This is a genomic window from Pseudomonas sp. NS1(2017) (assembly GCF_002269425.1).
GTDB lineage: Bacteria > Pseudomonadota > Gammaproteobacteria > Pseudomonadales > Pseudomonadaceae > Aquipseudomonas > Aquipseudomonas reactans.
This window is the reverse complement of sequence record NZ_CP022960.1, coordinates 3232486-3255435: the sequence shown is the minus strand read 5'-3', so window position 1 is coordinate 3255435 and position 22950 is coordinate 3232486. Positions and strand designations below refer to the sequence as shown.

Annotated in this window: 22 protein-coding genes; 14 read left to right on the top strand and 8 right to left on the bottom strand. The window is 56.9% G+C overall.

Annotated features, from left to right (window positions below; translation table 11 throughout):
- Positions 1-4: 4 nt before the first annotated feature.
- Positions 5-1699 (bottom strand): potassium-transporting ATPase subunit KdpA, encoded by a 1695-nt coding sequence (gene kdpA, locus CI807_RS15425; RefSeq protein WP_016975348.1) that lies wholly within the window; start codon positions 1697-1699, stop codon positions 5-7.
- A gap of 9 nt (positions 1700-1708) precedes the next feature.
- Positions 1709-1798, bottom strand: coding sequence for a K(+)-transporting ATPase subunit F (gene kdpF, locus CI807_RS15420; protein WP_003218754.1), 90 nt, complete (start codon positions 1796-1798; stop codon positions 1709-1711).
- 412 nt (positions 1799-2210) lie between these two features.
- Between kdpF and eat the strand changes: the two genes are divergently transcribed.
- Together eat and CI807_RS15410 are read left to right on the top strand one after the other, a co-directional pair.
- The gene (eat, locus tag CI807_RS15415) at positions 2211-3575 is read left to right on the top strand and encodes an ethanolamine permease (RefSeq protein ID WP_038844515.1); all 1365 of its coding nucleotides are present in this window, start codon (positions 2211-2213) and stop codon (positions 3573-3575) included.
- A gap of 112 nt (positions 3576-3687) precedes the next feature.
- Positions 3688-3855, top strand: a complete 168-nt coding sequence (locus tag CI807_RS15410; protein WP_003172675.1) for a DUF2897 family protein — start codon at positions 3688-3690, stop codon at positions 3853-3855.
- Between the two features lie 8 nt (positions 3856-3863).
- Here the strand turns inward: CI807_RS15410 and CI807_RS15405 are convergent, their stop codons facing one another.
- Complete coding sequence (locus CI807_RS15405) at positions 3864-4712, bottom strand: DUF1989 domain-containing protein (RefSeq protein ID WP_095015248.1); 849 nt, start codon at positions 4710-4712, stop codon at positions 3864-3866.
- 15 nt (positions 4713-4727) lie between these two features.
- Positions 4728-5372, bottom strand: a complete 645-nt coding sequence (locus tag CI807_RS15400; protein ID WP_095015247.1) for a GntR family transcriptional regulator — start codon at positions 5370-5372, stop codon at positions 4728-4730.
- A gap of 120 nt (positions 5373-5492) precedes the next feature.
- On the opposite strand from CI807_RS15400, the gene CI807_RS15395 reads away from it, so the two are divergent.
- On the top strand, positions 5493-6071 hold the full coding sequence (locus tag CI807_RS15395) for a TetR/AcrR family transcriptional regulator (protein WP_095015246.1): 579 nt from the start codon (positions 5493-5495) through the stop codon (positions 6069-6071).
- Between the two features lie 18 nt (positions 6072-6089).
- Here the strand turns inward: CI807_RS15395 and CI807_RS15390 are convergent, their stop codons facing one another.
- From CI807_RS15390 to CI807_RS15375, 4 genes are all read right to left on the bottom strand, one after another.
- A complete protein-coding gene (locus tag CI807_RS15390) occupies positions 6090-6422 on the bottom strand; it encodes a ComEA family DNA-binding protein (RefSeq protein WP_095015245.1) in 333 nt (110 codons plus the stop codon).
- A gap of 108 nt (positions 6423-6530) precedes the next feature.
- Complete coding sequence (locus CI807_RS15385) at positions 6531-8525, bottom strand: nucleoside-diphosphate sugar epimerase/dehydratase (RefSeq protein ID WP_095017559.1); 1995 nt, start codon at positions 8523-8525, stop codon at positions 6531-6533.
- Between the two features lie 111 nt (positions 8526-8636).
- On the bottom strand, positions 8637-9656 hold the full coding sequence (locus CI807_RS15380; RefSeq protein WP_095015244.1) for a glycosyltransferase family 4 protein: 1020 nt from the start codon (positions 9654-9656) through the stop codon (positions 8637-8639).
- Positions 9657-9693: 37 nt separating this feature from the next.
- A complete protein-coding gene (locus CI807_RS15375; RefSeq protein WP_095015243.1) occupies positions 9694-10662 on the bottom strand; it encodes an SDR family oxidoreductase in 969 nt (322 codons plus the stop codon).
- A 675-nt stretch (positions 10663-11337) separates the two neighbouring features.
- On the opposite strand from CI807_RS15375, the gene CI807_RS31305 reads away from it, so the two are divergent.
- The 11 genes from CI807_RS31305 (at position 11338) to CI807_RS15315 (ending at position 22942) form a co-directional block, all read left to right on the top strand.
- Complete coding sequence (locus CI807_RS31305) at positions 11338-11628, top strand: hypothetical protein (RefSeq protein WP_157742033.1); 291 nt, start codon at positions 11338-11340, stop codon at positions 11626-11628.
- Positions 11629-11633: 5 nt separating this feature from the next.
- Positions 11634-13127, top strand: a complete 1494-nt coding sequence (locus CI807_RS15360; RefSeq protein WP_256578773.1) for a lipopolysaccharide biosynthesis protein — start codon at positions 11634-11636, stop codon at positions 13125-13127.
- Between the two features lie 109 nt (positions 13128-13236).
- Positions 13237-14337, top strand: coding sequence for a glycosyltransferase family 1 protein (locus CI807_RS15355; protein ID WP_095015239.1), 1101 nt, complete (start codon positions 13237-13239; stop codon positions 14335-14337).
- Between the two features lie 4 nt (positions 14338-14341).
- Positions 14342-15301 (top strand): GDP-mannose 4,6-dehydratase, encoded by a 960-nt coding sequence (locus tag CI807_RS15350; protein WP_095015238.1) that lies wholly within the window; start codon positions 14342-14344, stop codon positions 15299-15301.
- 31 nt (positions 15302-15332) lie between these two features.
- Positions 15333-16457 (top strand): GDP-mannose 4,6-dehydratase, encoded by a 1125-nt coding sequence (gene gmd, locus CI807_RS15345; protein ID WP_095015237.1) that lies wholly within the window; start codon positions 15333-15335, stop codon positions 16455-16457.
- 1 nt (position 16458) lies between these two features.
- The gene (locus CI807_RS15340; RefSeq protein WP_095015236.1) at positions 16459-17436 is read left to right on the top strand and encodes a GDP-L-fucose synthase; all 978 of its coding nucleotides are present in this window, start codon (positions 16459-16461) and stop codon (positions 17434-17436) included.
- A 232-nt stretch (positions 17437-17668) separates the two neighbouring features.
- The gene (locus CI807_RS15335) at positions 17669-18064 is read left to right on the top strand and encodes a DapH/DapD/GlmU-related protein (RefSeq protein ID WP_256578772.1); all 396 of its coding nucleotides are present in this window, start codon (positions 17669-17671) and stop codon (positions 18062-18064) included.
- Positions 18061-19248: a glycosyltransferase gene (locus CI807_RS15330; protein WP_095015234.1), complete on the top strand. Its 1188-nt coding sequence runs from the start codon at positions 18061-18063 to the stop codon at positions 19246-19248. The genes CI807_RS15335 and CI807_RS15330 overlap by 4 nt, the downstream gene beginning before the upstream one ends.
- Positions 19245-20411: a glycosyltransferase family 4 protein gene (locus tag CI807_RS15325; protein ID WP_157742031.1), complete on the top strand. Its 1167-nt coding sequence runs from the start codon at positions 19245-19247 to the stop codon at positions 20409-20411. Before CI807_RS15330 ends, CI807_RS15325 begins: the two co-directional genes overlap by 4 nt.
- Entirely contained in the window at positions 20408-21532 is a 1125-nt protein-coding gene (locus CI807_RS15320) for a glycosyltransferase (RefSeq protein WP_095015232.1), read from the top strand. Before CI807_RS15325 ends, CI807_RS15320 begins: the two co-directional genes overlap by 4 nt.
- Positions 21533-22942, top strand: a complete 1410-nt coding sequence (locus tag CI807_RS15315) for a mannose-1-phosphate guanylyltransferase/mannose-6-phosphate isomerase (protein WP_095015231.1) — start codon at positions 21533-21535, stop codon at positions 22940-22942. It abuts the gene before it with no gap.
- Positions 22943-22950: the final 8 nt, after the last annotated feature.

The window sequence follows — 22950 nt, the reverse complement described above, 5'->3', positions numbered from 1 at the left end:
CCCCTTAGAAGCCCATGCTCAAGTGTTCAGCAATTGGGCCCAGTGCCAGCGTCGGCAGGAAGGTCAGGCCGCCCACCAGCAAAATGGTCACGGTCAACAGGGTCACGAACAGCGGGCCATGGGTCGGAAAGCTGTTCTGGCCAATCGGTGCGGTCTTCTTCATCGCCAGACTGCCGGCCAGGGCCAGTACCGGGAGGATGTAGCCGAAGCGACCGATCAACATGCCGAGGCCCAGCATCAAGTTGTGGAACGGCGTGTTGGCACTGAAGCCGCCAAACGCCGAGCCGTTGTTGGCACTGGCCGAGGTGTAGGCATAAAGCAATTGGCTGAAACCGTGGGGGCCAGGGTTGCTGATGGCTCCGGCCGGGCCAGGCAGGCTCGCGGCAATGGCGCCGAGCACCAGTACGCCAACCGGCATGACCAGCAAGGTCACCACCAGCAATTGCACTTCCTTGGCCTGCAGTTTCTTGCCCAGGTATTCCGGGGTGCGACCGATCATCAGGCCGGCGAGGAACACCGCGATCAGCACGTTGAGCAACATGCCGTACATACCGGCGCCGACGCCCCCAAAGATCACTTCGCCGACCATCATGTTGACCAGCGCAACCATACCGCTAAGGGGGTTGAGGCTGTCCTGCATGCCGTTGACCGAACCGTTGGACGCCGCCGTCGTGGTCACCGACCAAAGCACTGTACCGGTGGTACCAAAGCGCGCTTCCTTGCCTTCCAGCGGCGCGGTTTGTTCCACGGCTGGGTTGTTCAGGGTCGGGTTGGGCTGGTATTCGGCCCACAGCGAGGTCGCGCCGCCGATCAGGAACAGTGCAAGCATGCAGCCGAGGATCGCGCGGCTTTGGCGCAGGTCCTTCACGTAGTGGCCGAAGGTGAACACCAACGCCACCGGGATCAGAATGATTGCCGCCAGCTCGAACAGGTTGGCCCAAGCGGTCGGATCCTCGAACGGATGCGCCGAGTTGACGCCGAAGAAGCCACCGCCGTTGGTGCCCAATTGCTTGATCGCAATCTGGCTGGCCGCCGGGCCCAGGGGGATCACTTGATCCACACCTTGCATCGTCACGGCATCCACGTAGTGAGCGAAGGTTTGCGGCACGCCCTGCCACACCAGGAACAACGCCAGCACCAGGCACAGCGGCAGCAGGCCATAGAGGGTGGCGCGGGTCATATCGACCCAGAAGTTGCCCAGGGTCTTGGTGGATTTGCGACCGATCCCACGGCACAACGCGACGAGGACTGCCAGACCGGTGGCCGCACTGACGAAGTTCTGTACGGTCAAGCCGGCCATCTGACTGAGGTAGCTCAGGGACGCTTCACCACTGTAGGACTGCCAGTTGGTGTTGGTCATGAAACTGACCGCGGTGTTGAAGGCCAATGTCCACTCCTGACCCGGCAATTTCTGCGGATTCAGTGGGAGATAGTCCTGGAACAGCAGGATCGCGAACAACAGCAAAAAGCCTGCGAGGTTGAACGCAAGCAAGGCCAGCATGTACTTCTGCCAGCTTTGTTCTTGATGCTCGTCCACGCCCGACAGGCGATAACAGGCGCGTTCTACCGGGCCAAATACCGGCGTGAGCCAGGTGCGCTGCCCTTCCATCACCTTGTAATAGAACCGCCCCAGAAACGGGGCCGGCACCAACACCACCGCAAAGAAGGCAATGATCAGCCAATAGTCATAACTGTGCATGGCCCGCTCCTAGTTCCGATCCGCGCGTAACAGCGCAACCAGCAGATAAATGAACAGCGCCACGGCCAATAGCAGTGACACCCCGTCCAGAACGCTCATGGAAGTCTCTCCGTTTAGCGGCGAGTGCCGCGTGTGGGGCAATTGTCGGCAGGAGTGGCGTAAAGGAACGAGAGCGAGGGAGCAGGCAGGGCGTAAAGACGGCGTAAAGAGTGGGTTTATGCGGGGTTTACAGGGGGGGGTTGTTGAATGGGAGGGCCTCATCGCGGGCAAGCCCGGCTCCCACACTTTGATCACCGCTCGCCATGACAACTCGGTCGAGTGTGGGAGCGGGCTTGCCCGCGAAGGCGCCAGCTCAGTCAACACAGCACCTATCTGGTGCAAGGCGGGCAAATTTCAAACGCCAAACCGTTCCCGTGGCGACAGTTGCGCAGCTTTACGACAATCATTCCCATCCTGGCATGTCCGCTGCAACACCTTGAATCATTCCAACCGGTTCAGGGAGAGCAACACAATGAACACACAACTCAAACCCACTTTGGGCACCCTGCATTTATGGGGCATCGCCGTCGGGCTGGTGATTTCCGGCGAATACTTCGGCTGGAGCTATGGCTGGGGTGTGGCCGGGACGCTGGGCTTTCTGGTGACCTCGTTGATGGTCGCCGCGATGTACACCTGTTTCATCTTCAGTTTCACCGAGCTAACCACGGCTATTCCTCATGCAGGAGGCCCGTTTGCCTACAGCCGTCGCGCCTTCGGTGAGAAAGGTGGCCTGATCGCCGGGCTTGCGACCTTGATCGAATTCGTCTTCGCACCGCCTGCGATCGCATTGGCCATCGGCGCCTATCTGAATGTGCAGTTTCCCGCGCTGGACCCAAAACACGCAGCCGTTGGGGCCTATATCGTGTTCATGGGCCTGAACATCCTCGGCGTGAAACTCGCCGCCACCTTTGAATTGGTGGTGTGCGTGCTCGCCGTCGCCGAACTGCTGGTGTTCATGGGCGTCGTCGCACCTGCGTTCAGCTTCAGCAACTTCGCCCTGAACGGCTGGGCCGGTTCCGACACCTTTGGCGCGCCAGCGATTGCCGGCATGTTTGCTGCGATCCCTTTCGCCATCTGGTTCTTCCTCGCCATTGAAGGCGCGGCCATGGCGGCTGAAGAAGCGAAAGATCCGAAGCGCACCATTCCAAAAGCCTACATCAGCGGCATCCTGACCCTGGTGATCCTGGCCATGGGCGTGATGTTCTTTGCCGGTGGCGTGGGCGACTGGCGCACCCTGTCCAACATCAACGATCCCCTGCCACAAGCTATGAAAACCGTGGTGGGTGACAGCTCTGGCTGGCTGCACATGCTGGTGTGGATCGGCCTGTTTGGCCTGGTAGCCAGTTTCCACGGCATCATTCTCGGCTACTCGCGGCAGTTCTTCGCCCTGGCACGCGCCGGCTACCTGCCGTCTTTCCTCGCCAAACTGTCGCGTTTTCAGACACCGCACCGGGCAATTATCGCCGGGGGCGTGGTCGGCATCGCGGCGATCTATAGCGACGGCCTGATCAACCTGGGCGGCATGACACTGACCGCAGCGATGATCACCATGGCGGTGTTCGGCGCCATCGTGATGTACATCATGAGCATGCTCAGCCTGTTCAAACTGCGTAAGAGCGAACCGCTGCTGGAGCGTACCTTCCGCGCACCGGGTTACCCTATCGTGCCGGGCATTGCGCTGGTACTGGCGGTGGTGTGCCTGGTAGCCATGGCCTGGTTCAACGCGCTGATCGGGCTGATCTTCCTGGGCTTCATGGCGGTGGGGTTTGCCTACTTCCAGATGACTGCGCAAGACCGGGCCGATGCACCGGCAGATGCGATGTTGACCGGGCTCTGATCTACTGAGAGGCAGAACGGGCCTACACTGAACTAGTAAGAAAGCCCGTCACTCAAAGCAGTTATTCCCGTGGGAAAGTTCTCCCACGGCAATCTGCCTCAAGGAGAGCCTTATGCCGTGGTATGCGTGGTTGATTATGGTAGTTGCGATCGGGTCGATCGTCGGTGGGCTGATGATGCTGCGTGACAGCGCCAACAAAGTCGAACTCACCGACGAACAACGCAAGCGTGTTGCCGAACGCAACGCCCAGGCGGATGCCAAGGACGCGCAGGATCGCTGAACCCTGGGTTATTCCCAAGCCGCCTTGGCAATATGCAACCCGTGCTGCCCCTTGTAGGCAGCACGTTCCGGCTGGCGCCAGCCGTTCAGCAACTCATCCTCCAGTTTGTAGATCTCAACCCCCAGCGGACGGCACACCGTCAGCGGATCCTGCGCCTGCGGCCCCCACATCGGCAGCGACAGATCTCCGCCGGGGCACGTCGACAACGCGCACAACAAATCAATCTCGGCAAAGAACTCCAGGTAGTCGCCCTTCTGCGCCGGACAGGCCTTCATGAAATACATATCGTCGTGATTGAGGCCGGTGCACTGAAAAATATTCAACACGTCATGCACGTCGAATTCTGTCAGACCGTGGGGTAAAACCGCGCGGGTCAGATTCGAATGGCAATGGTGGTGGAAGTCTTCGCCGGTCAGCATGCGGTTCACATAGGGATCGCAACGCGTGCCGAGTAAGTCATGCAAGCGCCCGCCGTGTTCGTCGATGCCGTAGCTCGCCAGGCTATCGTCGGTGATCGTCACCAAAGGCCGTAGGAATGGCAGGTTCGACCATAACCGGTCATGAGTGCTGACATGCGCACCCTGCAATTGGCGTGTACGCGCTGCCCACAAACGTTCGCGAGGGTCGTTGGCGTTCCACACATTGAAGTCACCCACCTGCGGGCCGACCGGTGTGGTCACGCGGAACATGTGCCCGGCCGGCACCTTCCATGCCCTGCCCGTACGAATCGGCACCTCAAACTGCTCAATCAAACTGCGTTGATCTTTTCGGTCACGAATGCGCTCGTAAAACGCCGTGTCGACCTGCAACGCCGAACCTTTACTGACCTGATAAGCGGCCGGGTAGTCTTTGTACATGGTGCAGATCCTCGATCAGGGCTGGTTAAACAAGGCCAGTGACAGGCGTTCCGAATCATCCAGGTACAAGCTCATCGCCTCCCCTGCCGACGGTTTATCCTGCTGGGCCAATAACGTGAAAATCTCCCGGTCGCGCTCCAACCATGGCGATTGAAAACGCTGCTCATCAGGCGCGGCGCAAAACACCAGACGCAGCTGAGCGATGACCTGAGCAAAAAACTCATCGAACAAGGGGCTGCGTATCAACCCGACGATCTGCTGGTGAAACACCAGGCTGTGGGTGGCGACCGCACGCCAGTCTTCGCGCTCACGGGCCAAAGTGGTGGCGTCGATTGCGTTTTGCATGTGTTCGGATTGGGTCTCTGTGAGGGGACCGCTTTGGGCAATGGCCTGCAGTTCCAAGGTACGACGGACGACAAACAAATCGCGCACCTCCTCTCGTTGCAGACGACGGACCATTACCCCTTTGTTGCGCACATAACGCGTCAGCCCTTCTTGGCCCAGGCGATGCAACGCTTCGCGAATGGTATTGCGTGATGCGTTGTAAGCCTTCACCAGTTCTACCTCGACCAACGGCATCCCCGGCAACAACCGCCCGCCGATGATGTCGGCGCGAAGCTCCAGGGCAATCTGGTCGGCTAAAGACAAACTGAGCGTCATGGACACCTCATGATTGTTGAACAATCTATGACGTAGAGGTAATCACGTTTCATGCCAATGTGCATGCGTGTAAAAAGACTCAAGTTGGTTAAACTGCCTGCCTGTAACCGAGGCGGTCCTATGCGTTATTCATCCGATCATAAAGCCCAGACCCACCAACGCATCATCAAGGAAGCTTCCGTACGCTTTCGACGCGACGGTATCGGCGCGACTGGCTTACAGCCGTTGATGAAGGCGCTGAACCTGACGCATGGCGGGTTTTATGCCCACTTCAAATCCAAGGATGAGTTGGTGGAGAAGGCGCTGCAGGCGGCTGCGGCTGAGCTGGATGCCCATTGCGAGATGCTGTTCAGCCAGGAGCGGCCGCTGGAGGCGTTTATTGATAGCTACCTGTCGGAGTGGCACCTGACGTCCCCGGACCAAGGCTGTCCGCTGCCAACCATGTCCTCCGAACTGGGCCTGAGGGGCCAGCACAGTGCAACGACGGACGCAGTACTCGACGCACGGCTAAAGCAGATTGAAACGGCTTTAACGAATGGACGGGGGGATGCAGAAAGTCTGGTAATGATGTCGACGCTGGTGGGAGCGTTGGTGCTGGCCAGGAGTGTCGCAGATCCGGCATTGGCCAGAACGATCATGGACGTGGTGCGGGAGAGCTTGAAAACCCAGGTTTCAGAGGATGAAAAAGCCGGTCAGTGACCGGCTTTCCCGGCTGATTTAATTGATCGTCAGCCTCTCGCGGTTCTTCTCCAGCAATGCCTTGCCTACCCCCTTCACTTCCAACAACTCATCTACCGCCGTGAACGGCCCATTGCTTTCGCGGTAGGCAACGATCGCCTTGGCCTTGGCGGCACCGATGCCGAAGAGATCACGGCGCAGGGTTTCGGCATCGGCGGCATTCAGGTTGACCTTGGCGGATTGTTCGGCCTTGGACATCTGAGTGGCAGTAGGCGCTGGCGCTTCGGGCTTGATGGAAGGGGCTGCGGTGGTGGTGACGGAGAGGCTGGTGAGGAAGGCGAAGATCAGGGAAGTAAGGTAGGTATTTTGCATTGTGACGCTCCATGACATCAATGAGGGAAAGCAGCTTTCCTAAGCTGCCTTCCAAACTTAGGTGACGTTTGGGAAGAGTCAAAAACGGTTGAGTAACAGGGTGTTAATTCACGGCTCCAGGCGTCGCTGCTGGTAGATCCAGTCGACAATTTCACCATCCGGCGAATAGCCGCTGACGGTGTCGCGCAGTAGCTGGCGAACGCGGGTGTAGTCGTCCTGCTCCACGGCGGACAGCAGTTCGGTCAACTTGCCTTTGAGGATGTCCCACGACAGGTAGTCCTCGTTGGCACTCATGATCATTGGGTGCTGGGTAGCAACGACGTTGTCGCCGATCAGTAACTCTTCGTAAAGCTTTTCGCCGGGGCGTAGTCCCGTGAACACGATTGCGATGTCGCCGTGAGCGTTCTTGTCAGAACGAACGCTCAGGCCGGACAGATGAATCATCCGCTCTGCCAGCTCGACGATTTTCACCGGTTCCCCCATGTCCAACACAAACACATCGCCCCCAAGCCCCATGGAGCCTGCCTGAATGACCAGCTGTGCGGCTTCCGGGATCGTCATGAAGTAGCGTGTAATTTTCGGATGGGTGACGGTGATAGGCCCACCCGACTTGATTTGCTTATGAAACAGGGGGATCACCGAGCCGGAAGAGCCCAGTACATTGCCGAACCGGACCATGGTGAAACGCGTTTTGTTGACCCGTGAAACATTAGCCTTGTCGCCGAACAACACGGGGGCCAGCTCACGGCTGAGTGCTTGCAGCGTCAGTTCGGCAAGGCGCTTGGTGCTGCCCATGACGTTCGTCGGGCGTACGGCCTTGTCTGTTGAGATGAGTACAAAATTAGCGACACCGGCCTGAAGCGCGGCTTGTGCGGTGTTCAGCGTGCCGATTACGTTGTTCAACACGCCTTCGGCAACATTGTGCTCGACCATAGGCACGTGTTTATAGGCTGCCGCGTGGTAAACGGTATCGACGTGCCACGTTTTCATGATGTCCAGGAGCTTGCCCTGGTTACGCACCGACCCAAGGATGGGTAGCAACCGGACAGAAAGCGATTCACGGGTGATACGCTGTTCGAGCTCGGACATAATGCTGTAGAGATTGAACTCGCTGTGCTCCAACAACAGTAATGTCGTGGGATTGAGCGTCAGGATCTGACGGCACAATTCGGCTCCGATGGAGCCGCCCGCTCCAGTCACCAGAACGCTTTGCCGCGTAATGCAATGTTCCAGCAGTTCCGCTTGTGCTGGCACCGGATCCCGTCCAAGCAAATCAGCGATATCGACTTCCTGGATGTCATCGACCTTTACCCGGCCGCTGGCGAGGTCCATGAACCCCGGCACGCTGCGAACATGCAATGGAAAACCTTCGAGGAACCCCAGGATTTCCCGTCGTCGGGCTCTATTGGACGAAGGGATGGCCAACAGAATTTCCTGGGCCCCGGTTGCATCGATCATGCGCTGAATGTGCCGGGGCTTGTATACCTGCAGGCCCGAAATGACTCGGTCGCAAATGCCATCATCGTCGTCAATAAACGCGACAGGTCGCATGACACGCCCCATGCGCAAAGCAGCAACCAACTGATTACCCGCAGCCCCCGCGCCGTAGATCGCCACACGCGGCAGGCCGTCCTCCCGGCTGGTGAAGGGCACGTGCTGCGCCGCAGTAAACCAATCGCCCAGGAAATACTGACGCATGGCCAGACGCAAGCCGCCCACCAATATCAGGCTCAGCCACCAATAGTTGAAGATGATCGAGCGCGGTACTACAACTTGATGATTACTATATAAATAAACCACGACCCCAAGTATCAGCGATGAAAGGCTGACCGCCTTGATTATCACAATCAAGGCGTCGTTACCGAAGTAACGCATCACGGCGCGGTACATGCCAAAACGGATGAACAACGGGATAGCCACGACCGGTGCGCTTAGAAACAACCAGCGGTGCTGCACGACAGGGTTGATCATATCGTCCACCCCCAAACGAACGACGAACGCCATCCACAAAGCTATCCAGACCAGAAAAACGTCTGTGATGACTTGCAAGACACGCTTGCGCCGTCGGGGAAGCCCCAACAGATATGACCGGATAGTACCCATAAACTCCTCAAACACCTGTGCTGCTCCTATTCCTGCCGCCACCCTGTAATGCTTGACTCCACGGCTGCGTGCGAGCAGCTTGACACTTACGCCCGTTGGCTGCGAGCGCGTTCAGCCTGCTTCCAACTCGCCCGCGTTGTACTTCACAGCCAGCACGATCAGCGGAATATACGCAACAACCAGTCCAAGCACGCCGTTCAGGCCTAACACACCTACGCCAATGGCAATGGGCGTCAACCAAAACAGATTGATCGCCAGAACCGACAATGTCACCGGCGAATGCCGACCCACTTTACGCGACGCGAACTGATAGGCATGACTGCGATGGGCTTCATAGACTTTGTCACCTCGCATCAGCCGGCGACTCAAGGTAAAGGTCGCATCGACAACAAAAACGCCCAGAAGAATCAGCCACACCCAGAGCAGGTTCGCGTCTTGCCAGGCCGCCACCAGGGAAAGGCCACCCAGGATAAGCCCCAGAAAACCGCTGCCGGCATCCCCCATGAATATTCTCGCTAGCGGGAAATTCCAATAGAGGAAGCCCAGCACTGCCATGCTCAACAACAGAGGCATCCAGATGAGCGCCGGATGTCCAGCCAACCCATAGACCAGGCAAGCACCGAGGCAGGCGCACATCGCTTCGACACTTGCCAAGCCGTCGATACCGTCCATGAAATTGTAAAGGTTGAGCATCCACACCAGATAAAAAACAGCGAGGACGTGGCCCATCCATCCCAGGTCAACCATCCCCCAGGGCAAACTGATCGCAGGCAAGCCGCCTAGCCAGATCAGCACCCAAAGGGCTGCGCTGAAGTGGCCCAGCAAACGCCAACGCGCCGCGATGTGACCATGGTCATCAAGAAACCCAAGCAGGGCTACCGCAGCGCCCGCCCCCAGAAGTGCCCAAATGACAGTACGGGGGACGTCGTCACTGAAGAATAGTATGACCAATGTGGCCAGAAAGCTCACAACAATCGCGACGCCGCCCCCCCGAGGTGTCGGAACCGAGTGGGAGCTACGCGCGTTAGGCACATCGATCAAGCTTCGGGCCAACGCATAGCGGCGCAATAACCAGGTCAAGAAAAATGCAAGGGCTGCGACGACAGGCGCAAGCCATACAAAGTGGTTCATCAACGACTCCAATTCCGGCTCTTGTCAAAAGAGCCCACTACTTCGACTTTTCCTGAAAACATTCAGCGGTCTTGCGCAGAGCAATCGCCACCGTGAAAGGAGGCGTCCATCCCAGGAGGTCACGCGTTTTCTTGATATCAACCTGTAACGACCCACACAGACGCTGACCGACGCCTTTGCGCCCAATCAGCACCATGCACCAGCGCAACAAGGGCTCGGGCACAGGAATCAGCCGCGCGGGCTTGCCCAGTGCAGCCCCAATACGCTTCAACAGTGCAGTAGTGGTCATGTCTTCGCCATCGCTCACCAGGAATGTCTGGTTGGCGGCGGCAGGATGGTGAAGGCACGTCACAATCAGATCTACCAGATTATCCAGCGCCACCAGACTGCGCTGGCCACGGATCGCCCCCAACGGCAAGGGAATACCTTTATTCAGCCACACCATCATGCTATGGAAGTTTGCCTTCACGTCCGGTCCGTACACGAGAACCGGACGAATAATAACAACGTCCATGCCGGTCCTTTGCGCCAGCAGCCGAAGTTGCTGCTCTGCCTCCATTTTGGAAATGCCATAAGGGCTGGACGGCGCGGGAAGGTCATCCGCCTTATAGGCCTCGCCAACGCGAGTGCCCTCCCCATTGACCTTGATTGAGCTGATAAAGATGAAGCGCTTTACACCTGCCCGCGCAGCTTGCTCTGCCAACCTCAACGTCCCATCTACGTTAACCTTGCGATACTCTGAAATCGGATCGCTGGATGCGTCGGACATGATGTGAACACGCGCCGCACAATGAATCAGCGCGTCTACGCCCGCAAGAGGAAGGTCCTCTCCGGCAAGGTAGTTCTCACCTACACGGACGGGGGTTGCCGTTACCGGCAACACCACGCCGTCACGACGCACAAGTGCACGCACCTGGCAATCGCCCATCAACGCCAGACGCTCTACCACCGCAGCGCCAACAAAGCCGTTTGCTCCGGTCACGAAGAATGTTTTCTTATGACTCAACCCGCATTCTCCAACCGCCTATACACACATTCAAAATGTTCTTCCAAGCTATTTCCAAACGTAAAAGCACGTAGACCGCAGGCACTCGCAATGCGCGACGTAAACCGCGAAACCATTGTGACCCGGCCCGCTGATTTTGAACATTTGTTTAAGCCATCGCATCGCCACTACGCCTTGCGCCTACGCCTGTTTCGACGCGCACGATTCGAAGACAACACGCCTATTCATCACGGCCGTCGCAAAGGCCCGTCCCTGCATATCCGTACCCGCTGATCGCGAGGCGCAATAGAGTACCACTTGAGACTGCGCACTCCGAAGAAACAGCAGGGGCTCAAGCGTTGCAGCGGGTGACTCTGTGCATGTTGAGCCCCCGTGGACCTGCTTGCCGCAGCCCGGCAGCCAAGGCCGAAAGCCACGACTACCCTTCTCCAGGCAAACTGAGTCGGCTTTCGCGGAAATTCTGTAAGATTCTTCTGAATTGCACATCCACCGGCCTCGCTCGAACTTGCGAAAGTTCCCGAGTATGCAAGCCAGCGGTTCCCTCGCGCCGACATCCCTTTTCAGGCGCAAATTCAAGAACCTGCGCGGGCCTCAAGACTGTTTAATGTGCCTACGTCATGCTAGGCTTCCCGCCTGCCCATCGTCCTTTAGCGCTCGTCTTGCAAAGACATTGATGTGCCTGTCAGATTGACTGGGCGGTTTTATAAGGCATTGGAAGGCCAGGTTTTCTATGAAGAGCGGGACACACTCCTTTCTGAAAACAGCCAACGCCCCCTCAAACGTACTCTCGGCCGCACCGCCAATTCCTGTTATCAAAATGAAGTCAACCCTCATTATTTGCTGTGGCTAAGGGTCATGTCGCCAGAACGTATTTCACCCATTCAATCGAAACATGCGTTCGATTTCTTCGATTTTCCGAATGCGCTACGCCTGCCTGACAGCGATGTCGAGGGTGACTATGAGTGAGCGGTATGTTTAAAAACATTTCGGCAAACTTCCTGGGGCAAGGCTGGATGGCCCTGATGGGGATCTGTTTTGTTCCCCTTTACCTCAAGTTCATTGGTGTGGAGGGTTACGGACTTGTTGGTTTCTTTATCATCCTCTCTTCAGCCATGTCCATGTTTGACGGCGGCTTTGGTGCTGTCGCGACAAGAGAAGCGTCCACGCATGAAGGCGCATCTGCAGCCGACAAACAGAAAGTCGTCCTCACACTTAAAAGCGTTGAGTGCATCTTCTGGGGCGTGGCGACGACTGTTGGTACGGGCGTCCTGCTGCTGGCTCCACTGATCGCAGATCACTGGCTGACGGTCAGTGCGGACAACATTGAATCGGTCACCCAGTCGCTTAGAATCATGGGGATCGCACTGTGGCTGCAGTTTCCGATCGCGTTCTACTACGGCAGTTTGATCGGCCTTCAAAAGCACGTCACGCTCAACACAATCAGTTCGTTTTTTGCAACAACTCGTGCAGCAGGCGCCGCGGTGGTCTTATGGCTCGTTTCTCCGACGGTAGAATGGTTCCTGATATGGCAGTGCATTAATAGCTTGGTCACCGTTCTGGTACTGCGCACGCAGTTGATCAACCACCTACCGGACTGGAAAGCCGTTCAGCTATTTTCCATCGACACTATTCGACGCTTGGGCGGTTTTGCCGCCGGAGTGGGCGCCACCAATATTCTTGCCTTCTTATTAATGCAAGTTGACAAGATTATTCTCTCGAAAATACTTTCTTTAAAAGACTTCGGCTGCTACATGCTCGCATGGACCGTCGGTTCAGTGGCGTTCAGGTTGATCTCTCCCATATTCAATGTGTACTACCCAAAACTTGTCGCGCTTGTAGCGACCCAGAACGGCGACGAAACGCTTCGCATCTTTACAAGAGCCAGCCAGGTACTCTCGTTGCTGGTCATTCCGTTCTCTATCTGGGTGGCGCTGTACAGCCAGCCTTTGCTGTTCTTCTGGACGCGAGATGTAAACGTTGCAGCGCTGGCGAATACGCCACTGTTGATGCTGGCTGTCGGGACCATGCTCTACTCATTCATGCAGATGCCTTACGCGCTGCAACTGGCCCACGGCTGGACACGCTTCAGTGTTTGGCAGAACGCCACAGCGGTGGTCTTTATGGTCCCACTCACCTACTACTTGGCTACGCACTATGGGCTGAACGGAAGCGCATGGCCCTGGATGATCCTGAACGCGTGTTACGTCGTGATATGCTCACCCATCATTTTTCGCAAACTGAAAGTAAAAGCGGTGGGCACCTGGTACGCCGAGGCCATATTTATTCCTGCCGTCATCACACTGTCTTCGCTGTTTGCCATGAAAGCACTGTTTGACATGCTTGATTTCAATAACATCTTTACCATGACATTTTCCCTTGGCGTCACCTACGTACTGGTCGGGCTTCGCGTGTTTGTTTTGCGCCTTGCAGGACGAAAGATCGAATGGAGAAAGACGTTGCAATAATGTCAACGCATGATCATACCCACCCTAACTAGCTGCACTGTGCTTGATAAAGTACACATTCGATTGTTGATCTATTGAGATCTTATTTTTCACGGGGCGAACACTAAAAATGCGCGTTGCTTTTGATCACCAGATCTTCTGCCTGCAAAACTACGGCGGCATTTCTCGCTATTTTTCTCGGATTGCCGAACAAATGGCTATCAGCGGCAACGACGTGGGCATTTTCTCGCCGCTTCACCGTAACTTTTATCTGAAGGACCTGCCCGATGGCATCGTCCATGGTCGCCAGGCAGAGCAATACCCTCCCCGCACGACAAGACTTGCGCTGATCTATAACCATCTGCTGGGGCAACAGGCGATGCGGGGTTGGCGACCTCAAGTGGCACATGAAACCTATTTCTCACGCTTCAGTGCCGCGCCCAAAGGCTGTCCGGTGGTATTGACGGTTTACGATATGATTCATGAACTGTTCCCCGAGAACTTTTCGCCACGGGATCAAACAACATCGCTGAAACGACGGGCCGTAGAGCGGGCTGACCACGTTATCTGCATTTCGGAAAGTACCCGACAGGACCTCATGAGGCTGTTTTCCGTGCCCGAGGAAAAACTGTCCGTTGTTCATCTGGGGTTCGAACAATTCAAACCTGCGTCGCAGACGCACACCGCACCGCCCTCCAAACCTTATCTGCTGTATGTCGGAAGTCGCCATGGCTACAAGAACTTCTCCGGCCTGCTGGATGCCGTCTCCCGTTCACAAGGCCTGAAAGTCGATTTTGATATCGTCGCATTTGGCGGCGGGGCTTTTTCGGCGGGTGAGTTGGAACAGATACAACGCCTTGGTTTTTCTGCGGAGCAAGTACGCCAGGTGGGCGGTGATGACGCCTTGCTGGGCCAACTGTATAAAGACGCCCGCGCCTTCGTTTATCCCTCCCTATATGAAGGCTTCGGCCTTCCACCGCTGGAGGCCATGGCCCACGCCTGCCCCGTCATCAGCAGTGGGACCAGTTCAATGCCCGAGGTGATAGGCGATGCGGGGATCCTGTTCACCCCCCTCGATAGCGACGAAATGGCCAGTGCTATAGAAAGAGTGGTTTACTCTGAGGATGAAATTGCCCGATTGGTAAGGCTAGGTCACGAACGCCTGAACCATTTCTCATGGCGGCGCTGCACTCAGGAAACACTCTCGATCTACCAGTCCTTACAAAGGTAATGTTTTGGAATATTCAGAAAAAACAGCCCTGATTTGTGGCGTGAGTGGGCAGGATGGCGCCTATCTGACGAAGCTCCTCCTCGACAAGGGTTATTGCGTCTGGGGAACCTCGCGAGATGCACAAGGTTCGTCATTCACGAACCTGAAGCGGCTGGACATTCTTTCGAAGGTCAAAACCCTGTCGATGGTGCCGGAGGATTTTCGCAGTGTGTTCATGGCGCTCAAGCGCAGCCAGCCGGACGAAGTGTATTTCTTGGCCGGCCAGTCGTCTGTTGGGCTGTCATTCGAGCAACCCGCCGAAACGATTCAAAGCATCACGCTCGGAACGTTGAACATGCTTGAGGCCTGTCGAATGACCGAACGGCCTATTCGGTTTTATCAAGCGGGGTCCAGCGAATGTTTTGGCGACACGAATGGCGAGCCGGCGTCGGAAAACACCACGTTTCATCCCCGCAGCCCTTATGCCGTGGCTAAATCCTCCGCTTTCTGGCTGGTCGATAATTACCGTGAAGCTTATAATCTTTTCGCTTGTACCGGCATATTGTTCAATCACGAATCCGAATTACGCCCCTCCAGGTTTGTTACACAAAAAATTGTGACTACAGCCAAGCGCATTGCTTCTGGTTCGGGCGAGCGATTGACGCTTGGGCGACTGGATATTGCGCGGGACTGGGGAGCCGCCTCAGAGTACGTTGATGCCATGTGGCGAATGTTGCAGTGCGATGAGCCAAGTGACTTCGTGATTGCTACGGGCCAGACGCACACGCTGGAAGCCTTCGTAGCAGAAACGTTTACGCAACTAGGCCTCGACTGGACAGCTTACGTGGATCAATCACAAGAGTTCTTTCGGCCGACTGATCTGCTGGTCAGTCGTGCGGACCCCGTCAAGGCCGAGCGCATTCTGGGGTGGAAAGCCCGGTCAACGATGCCCGATGTCATTCGCAGCATGCTTAATGCGATTTAACTACATATTCAAAGAATTCTAGGACGTAGACATGACCCTGAAAAAAGCGCTGATTACCGGGATCACCGGCCAGGACGGCTCCTACTTGGCAGAGTTGCTGCTGGAAAAAGGCTACGAAGTCCACGGTATCAAGCGACGTGCATCCTCCTTCAACACCCAGCGTGTCGATCATATCTACCAGGATCCGCATGTTGATAATCAACGTTTCATCTTGCACTACGGCGACCTGTCCGACTCGTCGAACCTGACCCGTATCATTCAGGAAGTTCAGCCTGACGAGGTCTACAACCTGGGCGCACAGTCCCACGTTGCCGTCAGCTTCGAGTCGCCGGAGTACACCGCAGACGTGGATGCCATGGGCACCCTGCGCATTCTTGAGGCCATCCGCTTGCTCGGCCTCGAGAAAAAGACCCGTTTCTACCAGGCTTCGACCTCTGAACTTTACGGACTGGTGCAGGAAACCCCGCAAAAGGAGACCACACCGTTTTATCCGCGCTCGCCGTATGCCGTCGCGAAGCTTTACGCCTACTGGATCGTGGTCAACTACCGTGAAGCCTATGGCATGCATGCCTGCAACGGCATTCTCTTCAACCACGAGTCGCCACGCCGCGGCGAAACGTTCGTCACCCGCAAGATCACTCGCGGCCTGGCCAATATCGCCCAAGGTCTTGAGCAGTGCCTCTACATGGGCAACATGGATGCGCTACGCGACTGGGGCCACGCCAAGGACTATGTCCGCATGCAGTGGATGATGCTGCAACAGGACACCCCTGAAGACTTCGTTATCGCCACCGGCGTGCAGTACTCCGTGCGTGACTTCATTCGCTGGTCTGCTGCCGAACTCGGCCTGACCCTGCGCTTCGAAGGCACCGGCGTGGACGAGCGCGGCATCATTGAATCCATCACCGGTGACAAGGCCCCTGCCCTCAAGGTGGGCGACACCCTGGTTCGTGTTGACCCACGCTACTTCCGTCCCGCAGAAGTGGAAACCCTGCTGGGTGACCCAACCAAAGCAAAAACCAAGCTGGGCTGGGTACCCGAAATCACCGCTCAGGAAATGTGTGCCGAAATGGTTCGCGAAGACCTGAAAGTAGCCCAGCGTCATGCGCTGCTGAAAAACCACGGTTACGATTTGCCGGTGTCGCTGGAGAACTAGGATGTCACGTCAATTGAGCGAGCATGTTTTTGTTGCTGGCCATAAAGGCATGGTCGGCTCGGCCATTGTGCGACGCCTGCAAGCCTTGGGTTACACGAATATCGTTACCCGCGACAGGGCTCAATTGAACCTGCTCGATCAGCATTCGGTAGCGACGTTTTTTGCCGAACACAAGATTGACCAGGTCTACATGGCGGCCGCAAAGGTGGGAGGCATTCACGCCAATAACACCTACCCGGCAGAGTTCATCTACGAAAACCTGATGATGCAGGCAAACCTCGTCCATGCTGCGCATCAGAACAATGTGCAGAAGATGTTGTTTCTGGGGTCGTCTTGCATCTACCCGATCAAAGTCCATCAGCCGATGCCGGAGGAAGCCTTGCTGACGGGTGTGCTCGAACCCACCAATGAGCCTTACGCGATTGCGAAAATCGCCGGGATCAAGCTTTGCGAGAGTTACAACCGTCAATATGGCCGTGACTACCGCAGCGCCATGCCGACCAACCTGTATGGCCCGAATGACAATTTTCACCCGGAAAACTCCCACGTCATTCCAGCCCTTCTTCGTCGCTTCCATGACGCCGTCGAGCAAGGAATCGAAGAGGTCGTGATCTGGGGCAGTGGAACCCCAATGCGTGAGTTTCTGCATGTCGACGATATGGCCAATGCCTCGGTTCATATCATGGAGTTGGATCAGCCACAGTACGCTGCCCACACCCAGACGATGCTCTCGCACATCAACGTCGGGACAGGAAAAGACTGCACCATTCGTGAGCTGGCCGAAACCGTGGCCAAGGTTACCGGATTCAAAGGTCGCCTGAGCTTTGATGCAAGCAAGCCGGACGGCCCACCGAGAAAGCTGATGGATGTTTCACGCCTAGAACACCTGGGGTGGCGTGCAACGATCAGCCTGGAAGACGGGCTGCGTGATGCTTACGCCTGGTTCTCCGAGAACGCCTTGCACGCGCGCTCGCGCTGATTGCAAGGTGCATGGCATGGCCCTGTCGGGGCCATCGCCAAGCGATTCCCATGGCCGGGTAATCATCACGCTCTCTCCTCTGCAGCAAGCCCCCTCACCCCGCCGGGCACGCCCGGTTGAGGCTTAGTCGGTACTTATGATCAGACACCTAATCAACATTATTCTTTCGCTCCTCCCACCCTCTCGACTTTTTGCCGCCAGAGCCGCTTTTTTACGCTTTGCAGGTATAGAGATGCACCCGAGCGTGAAGTTCTGCGGGCGCGGATGGGTCTATGGCCGGGGTCGCCTGATCATCGGCGCGGGAACCTGGCTCAGCCCGGGCGTGGTCTTTCATACCCATCTTGAAGCCGACATTCAAATCGGCGACCGCTGTGACTTGGGGCCAGGTATCGAATTCATCGTCGGCAGCCATGAAGTCGGTACGGGCGAGCGTCGCGCCAGCAACGGCACGGCACGCGCTATCGTGGTGGGCAACGGCTGCTGGGTTGGCGCCAAAAGCATCATCCTGGGCGGTGTGACCATCGGCGACGGTGCCATTGTTGCCGCAGGTGCAGTGGTCACGCAGGATGTTCCGGCACACACACTGGTTGCCGGCGTACCGGCTGCCGTGAAGAGGCAACTGCCATGAAAAAACGCCCCTTGGTCCTGGTCGTCTGCAACGCGCTGGATGACAAGACCCGTCTTGAACGCGGGATTGTCAGTGACAGCCCGGCAGCCTCACGCAAGGTCGTCATGCTGTGCCAGGCATTGCGGGAGGCGGGAGCACACCCTTGCATCCTGAGTCTGGGCCGAGGGCGGGCCAACGGCTCCCTGACTTACTTCCCTCGTACGGTCAAGCGAGTGTCCGGCATCCCTGTCATATACGCACCGTTTTCACATGTCCGGTTCCTCTCCCAGTTTCTGTCGCTGTTTTTTCTGATCGGTGCACTGTGGCGGCTATCGTCCCGCCGCAAGAAGGCAGTCATTTTCTACAACCGCATGAGCGCCTACCTCCCCTTGCTGCTGACCTCATCGGTGACCGGCTACAAACGCTTCCTCGATCTTGAGGATGGCGAAGTCGCGGGCCAGAATAGTGGCCCCATGAAAGCACGGCTGGGTCGCTTCACTACCTGGCTATATGACCGCTTGTGCCCAGACGGCGCCTTGCTGGCATGCAGTGCGCTGGCGGGCATGACCGGTATCCGCCCTGTTCATTGTTACTACGGCTCCACCTCTACAAAAGTATTCGACGAAAAACCAAACACCCACCCCACATCAATTTTGATGGCCGGGACACTCAGCACCGATACCGGCGCGCACCTGCTGATCCAAGCCATCCGCCAGCTGCGTCGAGAGCCCGGCGACTGGGTGCGTCACCTGCAATTCGAAGTGACCGGCAAAGGCGAGGCCCTCGACGCCCTTCAGGCACTGGCAGACGAAGACGCAGCGCCCCGCGTGACTGTGCATGGGCGCACGACCGATGCGCAATATAAAGAAGTGCTTGGCCGCTGCAACGTCGGCCTGGCCCTCAAACCCGTGGGCGGCCCCTTGGCCAGCACCACATTCCCTTCCAAGGTCATTGAGTTTGCCGAGGCAGGCCTGCTCGTTCTGAGCACGGACATCAGCGATGTCCGAGCTGTCCTGGGTTCAGGCGCCCTTTACCTGACTGGCAACGAACCCGAAGAGCTGACGGGATTGTTCCGAAAGATTGTCGAACAGCCCGAGGAAATGGAGGCCTGCGCTCAACGAGGCCAACAATCCGTCGTCGCTCGATGCGCACCCCACCTGGCCGGCCAGGCGGTATTCACGTTTATTTTTGGCGACCAACCATGACAACGCCTTCAGCGCTGATTACCTGGCAGCCCGTGCTGACAGATCATCAGGCCTATACTTACGAGGCACTCTCCAGGCAATCCAAAACGCCGGTTATTGCTTACGTGCTGACGATGGAAGATGCGGATCGCCGCGCCCAAGGCTGGAAAGATACCCAAGTCGAATCCATCGAACGGCGACTCATACCAGCCCGAGGCGGGCTTGCCTACTGCTATCAAGCAATGCGCAAGCACCGGCACGACGTGCATTTGTTCGGAAGTGCATTCCAGAACGCCAGAATGTTGTATTGCCTGCTGTTGGCCCTGCTGTTTCGTGTTGAGTTTTACATCGTCTCAGAACCTTACTCACCAATTGCCCAAGGCTACTTCAGTGATAAACGATTAACACTGCAAAAACTCAAGGCGATATTGCGACCTTGCCTCTACAGGGTTTACATGACTGTGCTCAAGGGCCGGATGACCGGCGTGTTTTCGATCTCATCGAAAGCCATCGCGCAATATTCAAATGCTGGCATCGAAAAAAACAAACTGTTTCCATTCGGCTATTTCATTCCCGCGCTTGAACGTCACTCGCCAGCTCCACCCGACGCACGCATCGCCGATACGCCATTGAGCGTTGTGTTTGTCGGCGCGCTGATTGCACGCAAAGGCCTGGACGTGTTGGTAGAGGCGGTCTCACGCTCGAACGCGCCAGTCACACTGGATGCCTATGGGCCAGGCGATCCCAGCGCCTTTGCCTTTGATAACCACACCCTCCGTTTCCGGGGAACGATCCCGTTTGGCGAGACACAGAATGTCGTCTCTACTTACGATGTGCTGGTTCTGCCCAGTCGCTATGATGGCTGGGGCGTCGTCGTGAATGAGGCGCTCTGCGCAGGTGTGCCGGTCATCTGCAGTGACCAGGTGGGCGCACGCGCGCTGGTCGAAAAGTTTGGTGCCGGTGCCGTCTTCGATGCCGAAAATACGCAGGCGCTTGCCTCACTGCTCAACTCGCTAAGCGCCAACCCCGAACGCCTGCTCGCGATGCGCGCCGGAGCGCGGCTAGCCGCAGCAGCGATCCAGCCTGACGTTGCGGCCAGTTACATGCTGGCGGTACTGCGTGCAAAGCCTGAGGATAAGGCCGCCATCGCCTCCCCCTGGTATTCGGAACAATCATCGTTATGAGCCAAGACTCTGTCCGCCTGCACCTGACCAACATTGCGGGCCTGGGTGCGGTGCAATTGCTCAAGTCCTTGCTGCCTGCGCTGGAACGCAATGCTCGCGTCCGTATTGTTGAGGCCTACTTACCCGACAGAGGGGACCTGTCGTCCTACCAAAGCGCAGACAGGTCGATCAAAACAACAACCTATCGACGCGTCCTCCCCAACGCACTTTCACGCTTGGCGGAATGCCTCTTACTCGGCAAGCGCTTCAGCGGACGGCTGCCTCTGCTGGTGATGGGCGACCTGCCTATTCGCTGCAGCGCACCGCAAACGGTGTTCGTCCAGAACTCCCACCTCCTGCGCCCCACCACGTTCTCCTGGCGTATTGCAGGCCTCAAGCTCGCACTGCTCAGGTGGGTGTTTCGTTCGAACCTGCGGTACGCACAAGCGTTTATCGTGCAGACGACATTAATGCGTGACGCCCTGATTGAGTCATACCCCTCGCTCCAATCACGCGTGCATGTCGTACCGCAACCAGTGCCCACATGGCTACTGGACGCCGGGCTCACGCGCACGGGGCGTGTTGCAGCGGCACGCGGGCCTTTACATATGATCTACCCAGCTGCCGGATACCCTCACAAAAATCACAAACTGCTCACCGCAGTAGATGATAGCGATGTGACACAATGGCCTGTAGCGAACCTTGCGCTTACGCTTGACGAAAACAGCAGTCCCGCTCCCAGCCTCAAAGGCCTGCGTTGCGTGGGCACGCTTGCTGCGCAGCAGATGCTTGAGGCATACAGCCAGGTGGACGCGTTGCTGTTTCTCTCAACCGATGAGAGTTACGGGTTCCCACTGATAGAGGCGATGTTTGTTGGTTTACCGATCATTTGCCCGGACTTGCCCTATGCACGCGTGTTGTGTGGTGAAGGGGCGATATACTTTCGTGTAGATAGCGCAGACTCGCTGAAAAACGCCATAAACGAATTGCACCGAAAACTCGCAGCTGGCTATTGGCCCGACTGGAGTGAGCAGTTGAAAGCGATCCCCAGAGACTGGGAAAGCGTCGCAACGAGCATGCTGGACATCGCTGCTCATCCAACTGCTGGCGTGACCCACGAATTGAACACAAGGGAAGATTAAATGTTGATTCCGGTAATTATGGCCGGTGGCTCTGGCTCTCGCCTGTGGCCACTCTCGCGTCAACTCAACCCCAAGCAGTTCCTCTGCCTGGCTGACAGCGAATTGTCCATGTTGCAGGCAACCATCAAGCGTCTGGATGGGCTTGATGTTGCCCTGCCCCGGTTGATCTGCAATGAGGAGCACCGTTTCCTGGCTGCCGAGCAACTGCGGCGCCTTGGATTGGAGAGCGCCAATATCCTTTTGGAGCCGGTGGGCCGAAACACCGCACCGGCAGTCGCGCTGGCCGCGCTGCAGGCGTGTGCTGATGGGCAGGATCCCTTACTGCTAGTGCTGGCCGCCGACCATCTGATTCAAAAAGCCGATGCTTTCCAGGATTGCGTCCGACAGGCACTGCCCCTGGCGCTTGCAGGCAAGTTGGTCACCTTCGGTATCATCGCGACTCAACCGGAAACCGGTTACGGCTATATCGAGAAAGGTGAACGTGTCGAAGCAGGCGGCTTTCAAGTGGCCCGCTTCGTCGAGAAACCAGATGAAGAAACAGCTCGCACTTACCTGTCCAGTGGGAACTACCTTTGGAACAGCGGCATGTTCATGTTTCGCGCCAGCCGCTATCTGGAAGAACTGGAGAAGTTTCGCCCTGACATTCTTACCGCCTGCCGCAACGCCATCGCAGCCGGTACCCAGGACATGCACTTTACCCGTGTGGGCAAAGAGGCTTTTGCGGGCTGTCCGGCAGAGTCCATCGACTACGCCGTCATGGAGAAAACCGCTGACGCGGTAGTGGTCCCGCTCGACGCAGGCTGGAGCGATATCGGTTCCTGGGCAGCACTGTGGGAAGTCGGCAGCAAAGACGCGCAAGGCAACGTGTGTCATGGCGACGTACTGACAGAACAGACAAGCAATACCTTCATACACTCTCAAAGTCGCCTGGTCAGCACTGTCGGCATTGACGACTTGGTCATCGTGGAAACCAAGGACGCCGTCCTGGTAGCGCATAAAAACCGCGTGCAGGACGTAAAGAAGATCGTTGACCGGCTTAAGAATGAAGGCCGCTGCGAATCACAGGATCATCGCGAAGTCTATCGACCGTGGGGCATGTATGACTCGATTGATAATGGCAGCCGTTATCAAGTTAAACGCATAACCGTCAACGCCGGGGCGCGCTTGTCCTTGCAAATGCACCATCATCGAGCCGAACACTGGATCGTCGTGAGTGGAACAGCGAAAGTGACGAACGGTGAGAAGACCTACCTAGTCACCGAAAATCAGTCGACGTATATCCCCATCGGCCAACTGCACACGCTGGAAAACCCCGGGGTTATTCCACTGGAATTGATTGAAGTGCAGTCCGGCTCCTACTTGGGCGAGGATGATATCGTGCGCCTAGAAGACTTATACGGTCGTACATAAGAGGTTGT

Bases quoted from the DNA above. Each gene is read 5' to 3' on its own strand.
- kdpA (WP_016975348.1), bottom strand. From the start codon at position 1,699: ATGCACAGTTATGACTATTGGCTGATCATTGCCTTCTTTGCGGTGGTG.
- kdpF (WP_003218754.1), bottom strand. From the start codon at position 1,798: ATGAGCGTTCTGGACGGGGTGTCACTGCTATTGGCCGTGGCGCTGTTC.
- eat (WP_038844515.1), top strand. From the start codon at position 2,211: ATGAACACACAACTCAAACCCACTTTGGGCACCCTGCATTTATGGGGC.
- CI807_RS15410 (WP_003172675.1), top strand. From the start codon at position 3,688: ATGCCGTGGTATGCGTGGTTGATTATGGTAGTTGCGATCGGGTCGATC.
- CI807_RS15405 (WP_095015248.1), bottom strand. From the start codon at position 4,712: ATGTACAAAGACTACCCGGCCGCTTATCAGGTCAGTAAAGGTTCGGCG.
- CI807_RS15400 (WP_095015247.1), bottom strand. From the start codon at position 5,372: ATGACGCTCAGTTTGTCTTTAGCCGACCAGATTGCCCTGGAGCTTCGC.
- CI807_RS15395 (WP_095015246.1), top strand. From the start codon at position 5,493: ATGCGTTATTCATCCGATCATAAAGCCCAGACCCACCAACGCATCATC.
- CI807_RS15390 (WP_095015245.1), bottom strand. From the start codon at position 6,422: ATGCAAAATACCTACCTTACTTCCCTGATCTTCGCCTTCCTCACCAGC.
- CI807_RS15385 (WP_095017559.1), bottom strand. From the start codon at position 8,525: ATGGGTACTATCCGGTCATATCTGTTGGGGCTTCCCCGACGGCGCAAG.
- CI807_RS15380 (WP_095015244.1), bottom strand. From the start codon at position 9,656: ATGAACCACTTTGTATGGCTTGCGCCTGTCGTCGCAGCCCTTGCATTT.
- CI807_RS15360 (WP_256578773.1), top strand. From the start codon at position 11,634: ATGTTTAAAAACATTTCGGCAAACTTCCTGGGGCAAGGCTGGATGGCC.
- CI807_RS15355 (WP_095015239.1), top strand. From the start codon at position 13,237: ATGCGCGTTGCTTTTGATCACCAGATCTTCTGCCTGCAAAACTACGGC.
- gmd (WP_095015237.1), top strand. From the start codon at position 15,333: ATGACCCTGAAAAAAGCGCTGATTACCGGGATCACCGGCCAGGACGGC.
- CI807_RS15340 (WP_095015236.1), top strand. From the start codon at position 16,459: ATGTCACGTCAATTGAGCGAGCATGTTTTTGTTGCTGGCCATAAAGGC.
- CI807_RS15335 (WP_256578772.1), top strand. From the start codon at position 17,669: ATGCACCCGAGCGTGAAGTTCTGCGGGCGCGGATGGGTCTATGGCCGG.
- CI807_RS15330 (WP_095015234.1), top strand. From the start codon at position 18,061: ATGAAAAAACGCCCCTTGGTCCTGGTCGTCTGCAACGCGCTGGATGAC.
- CI807_RS15325 (WP_157742031.1), top strand. From the start codon at position 19,245: ATGACAACGCCTTCAGCGCTGATTACCTGGCAGCCCGTGCTGACAGAT.
- CI807_RS15320 (WP_095015232.1), top strand. From the start codon at position 20,408: ATGAGCCAAGACTCTGTCCGCCTGCACCTGACCAACATTGCGGGCCTG.
- CI807_RS15315 (WP_095015231.1), top strand. From the start codon at position 21,533: ATGTTGATTCCGGTAATTATGGCCGGTGGCTCTGGCTCTCGCCTGTGG.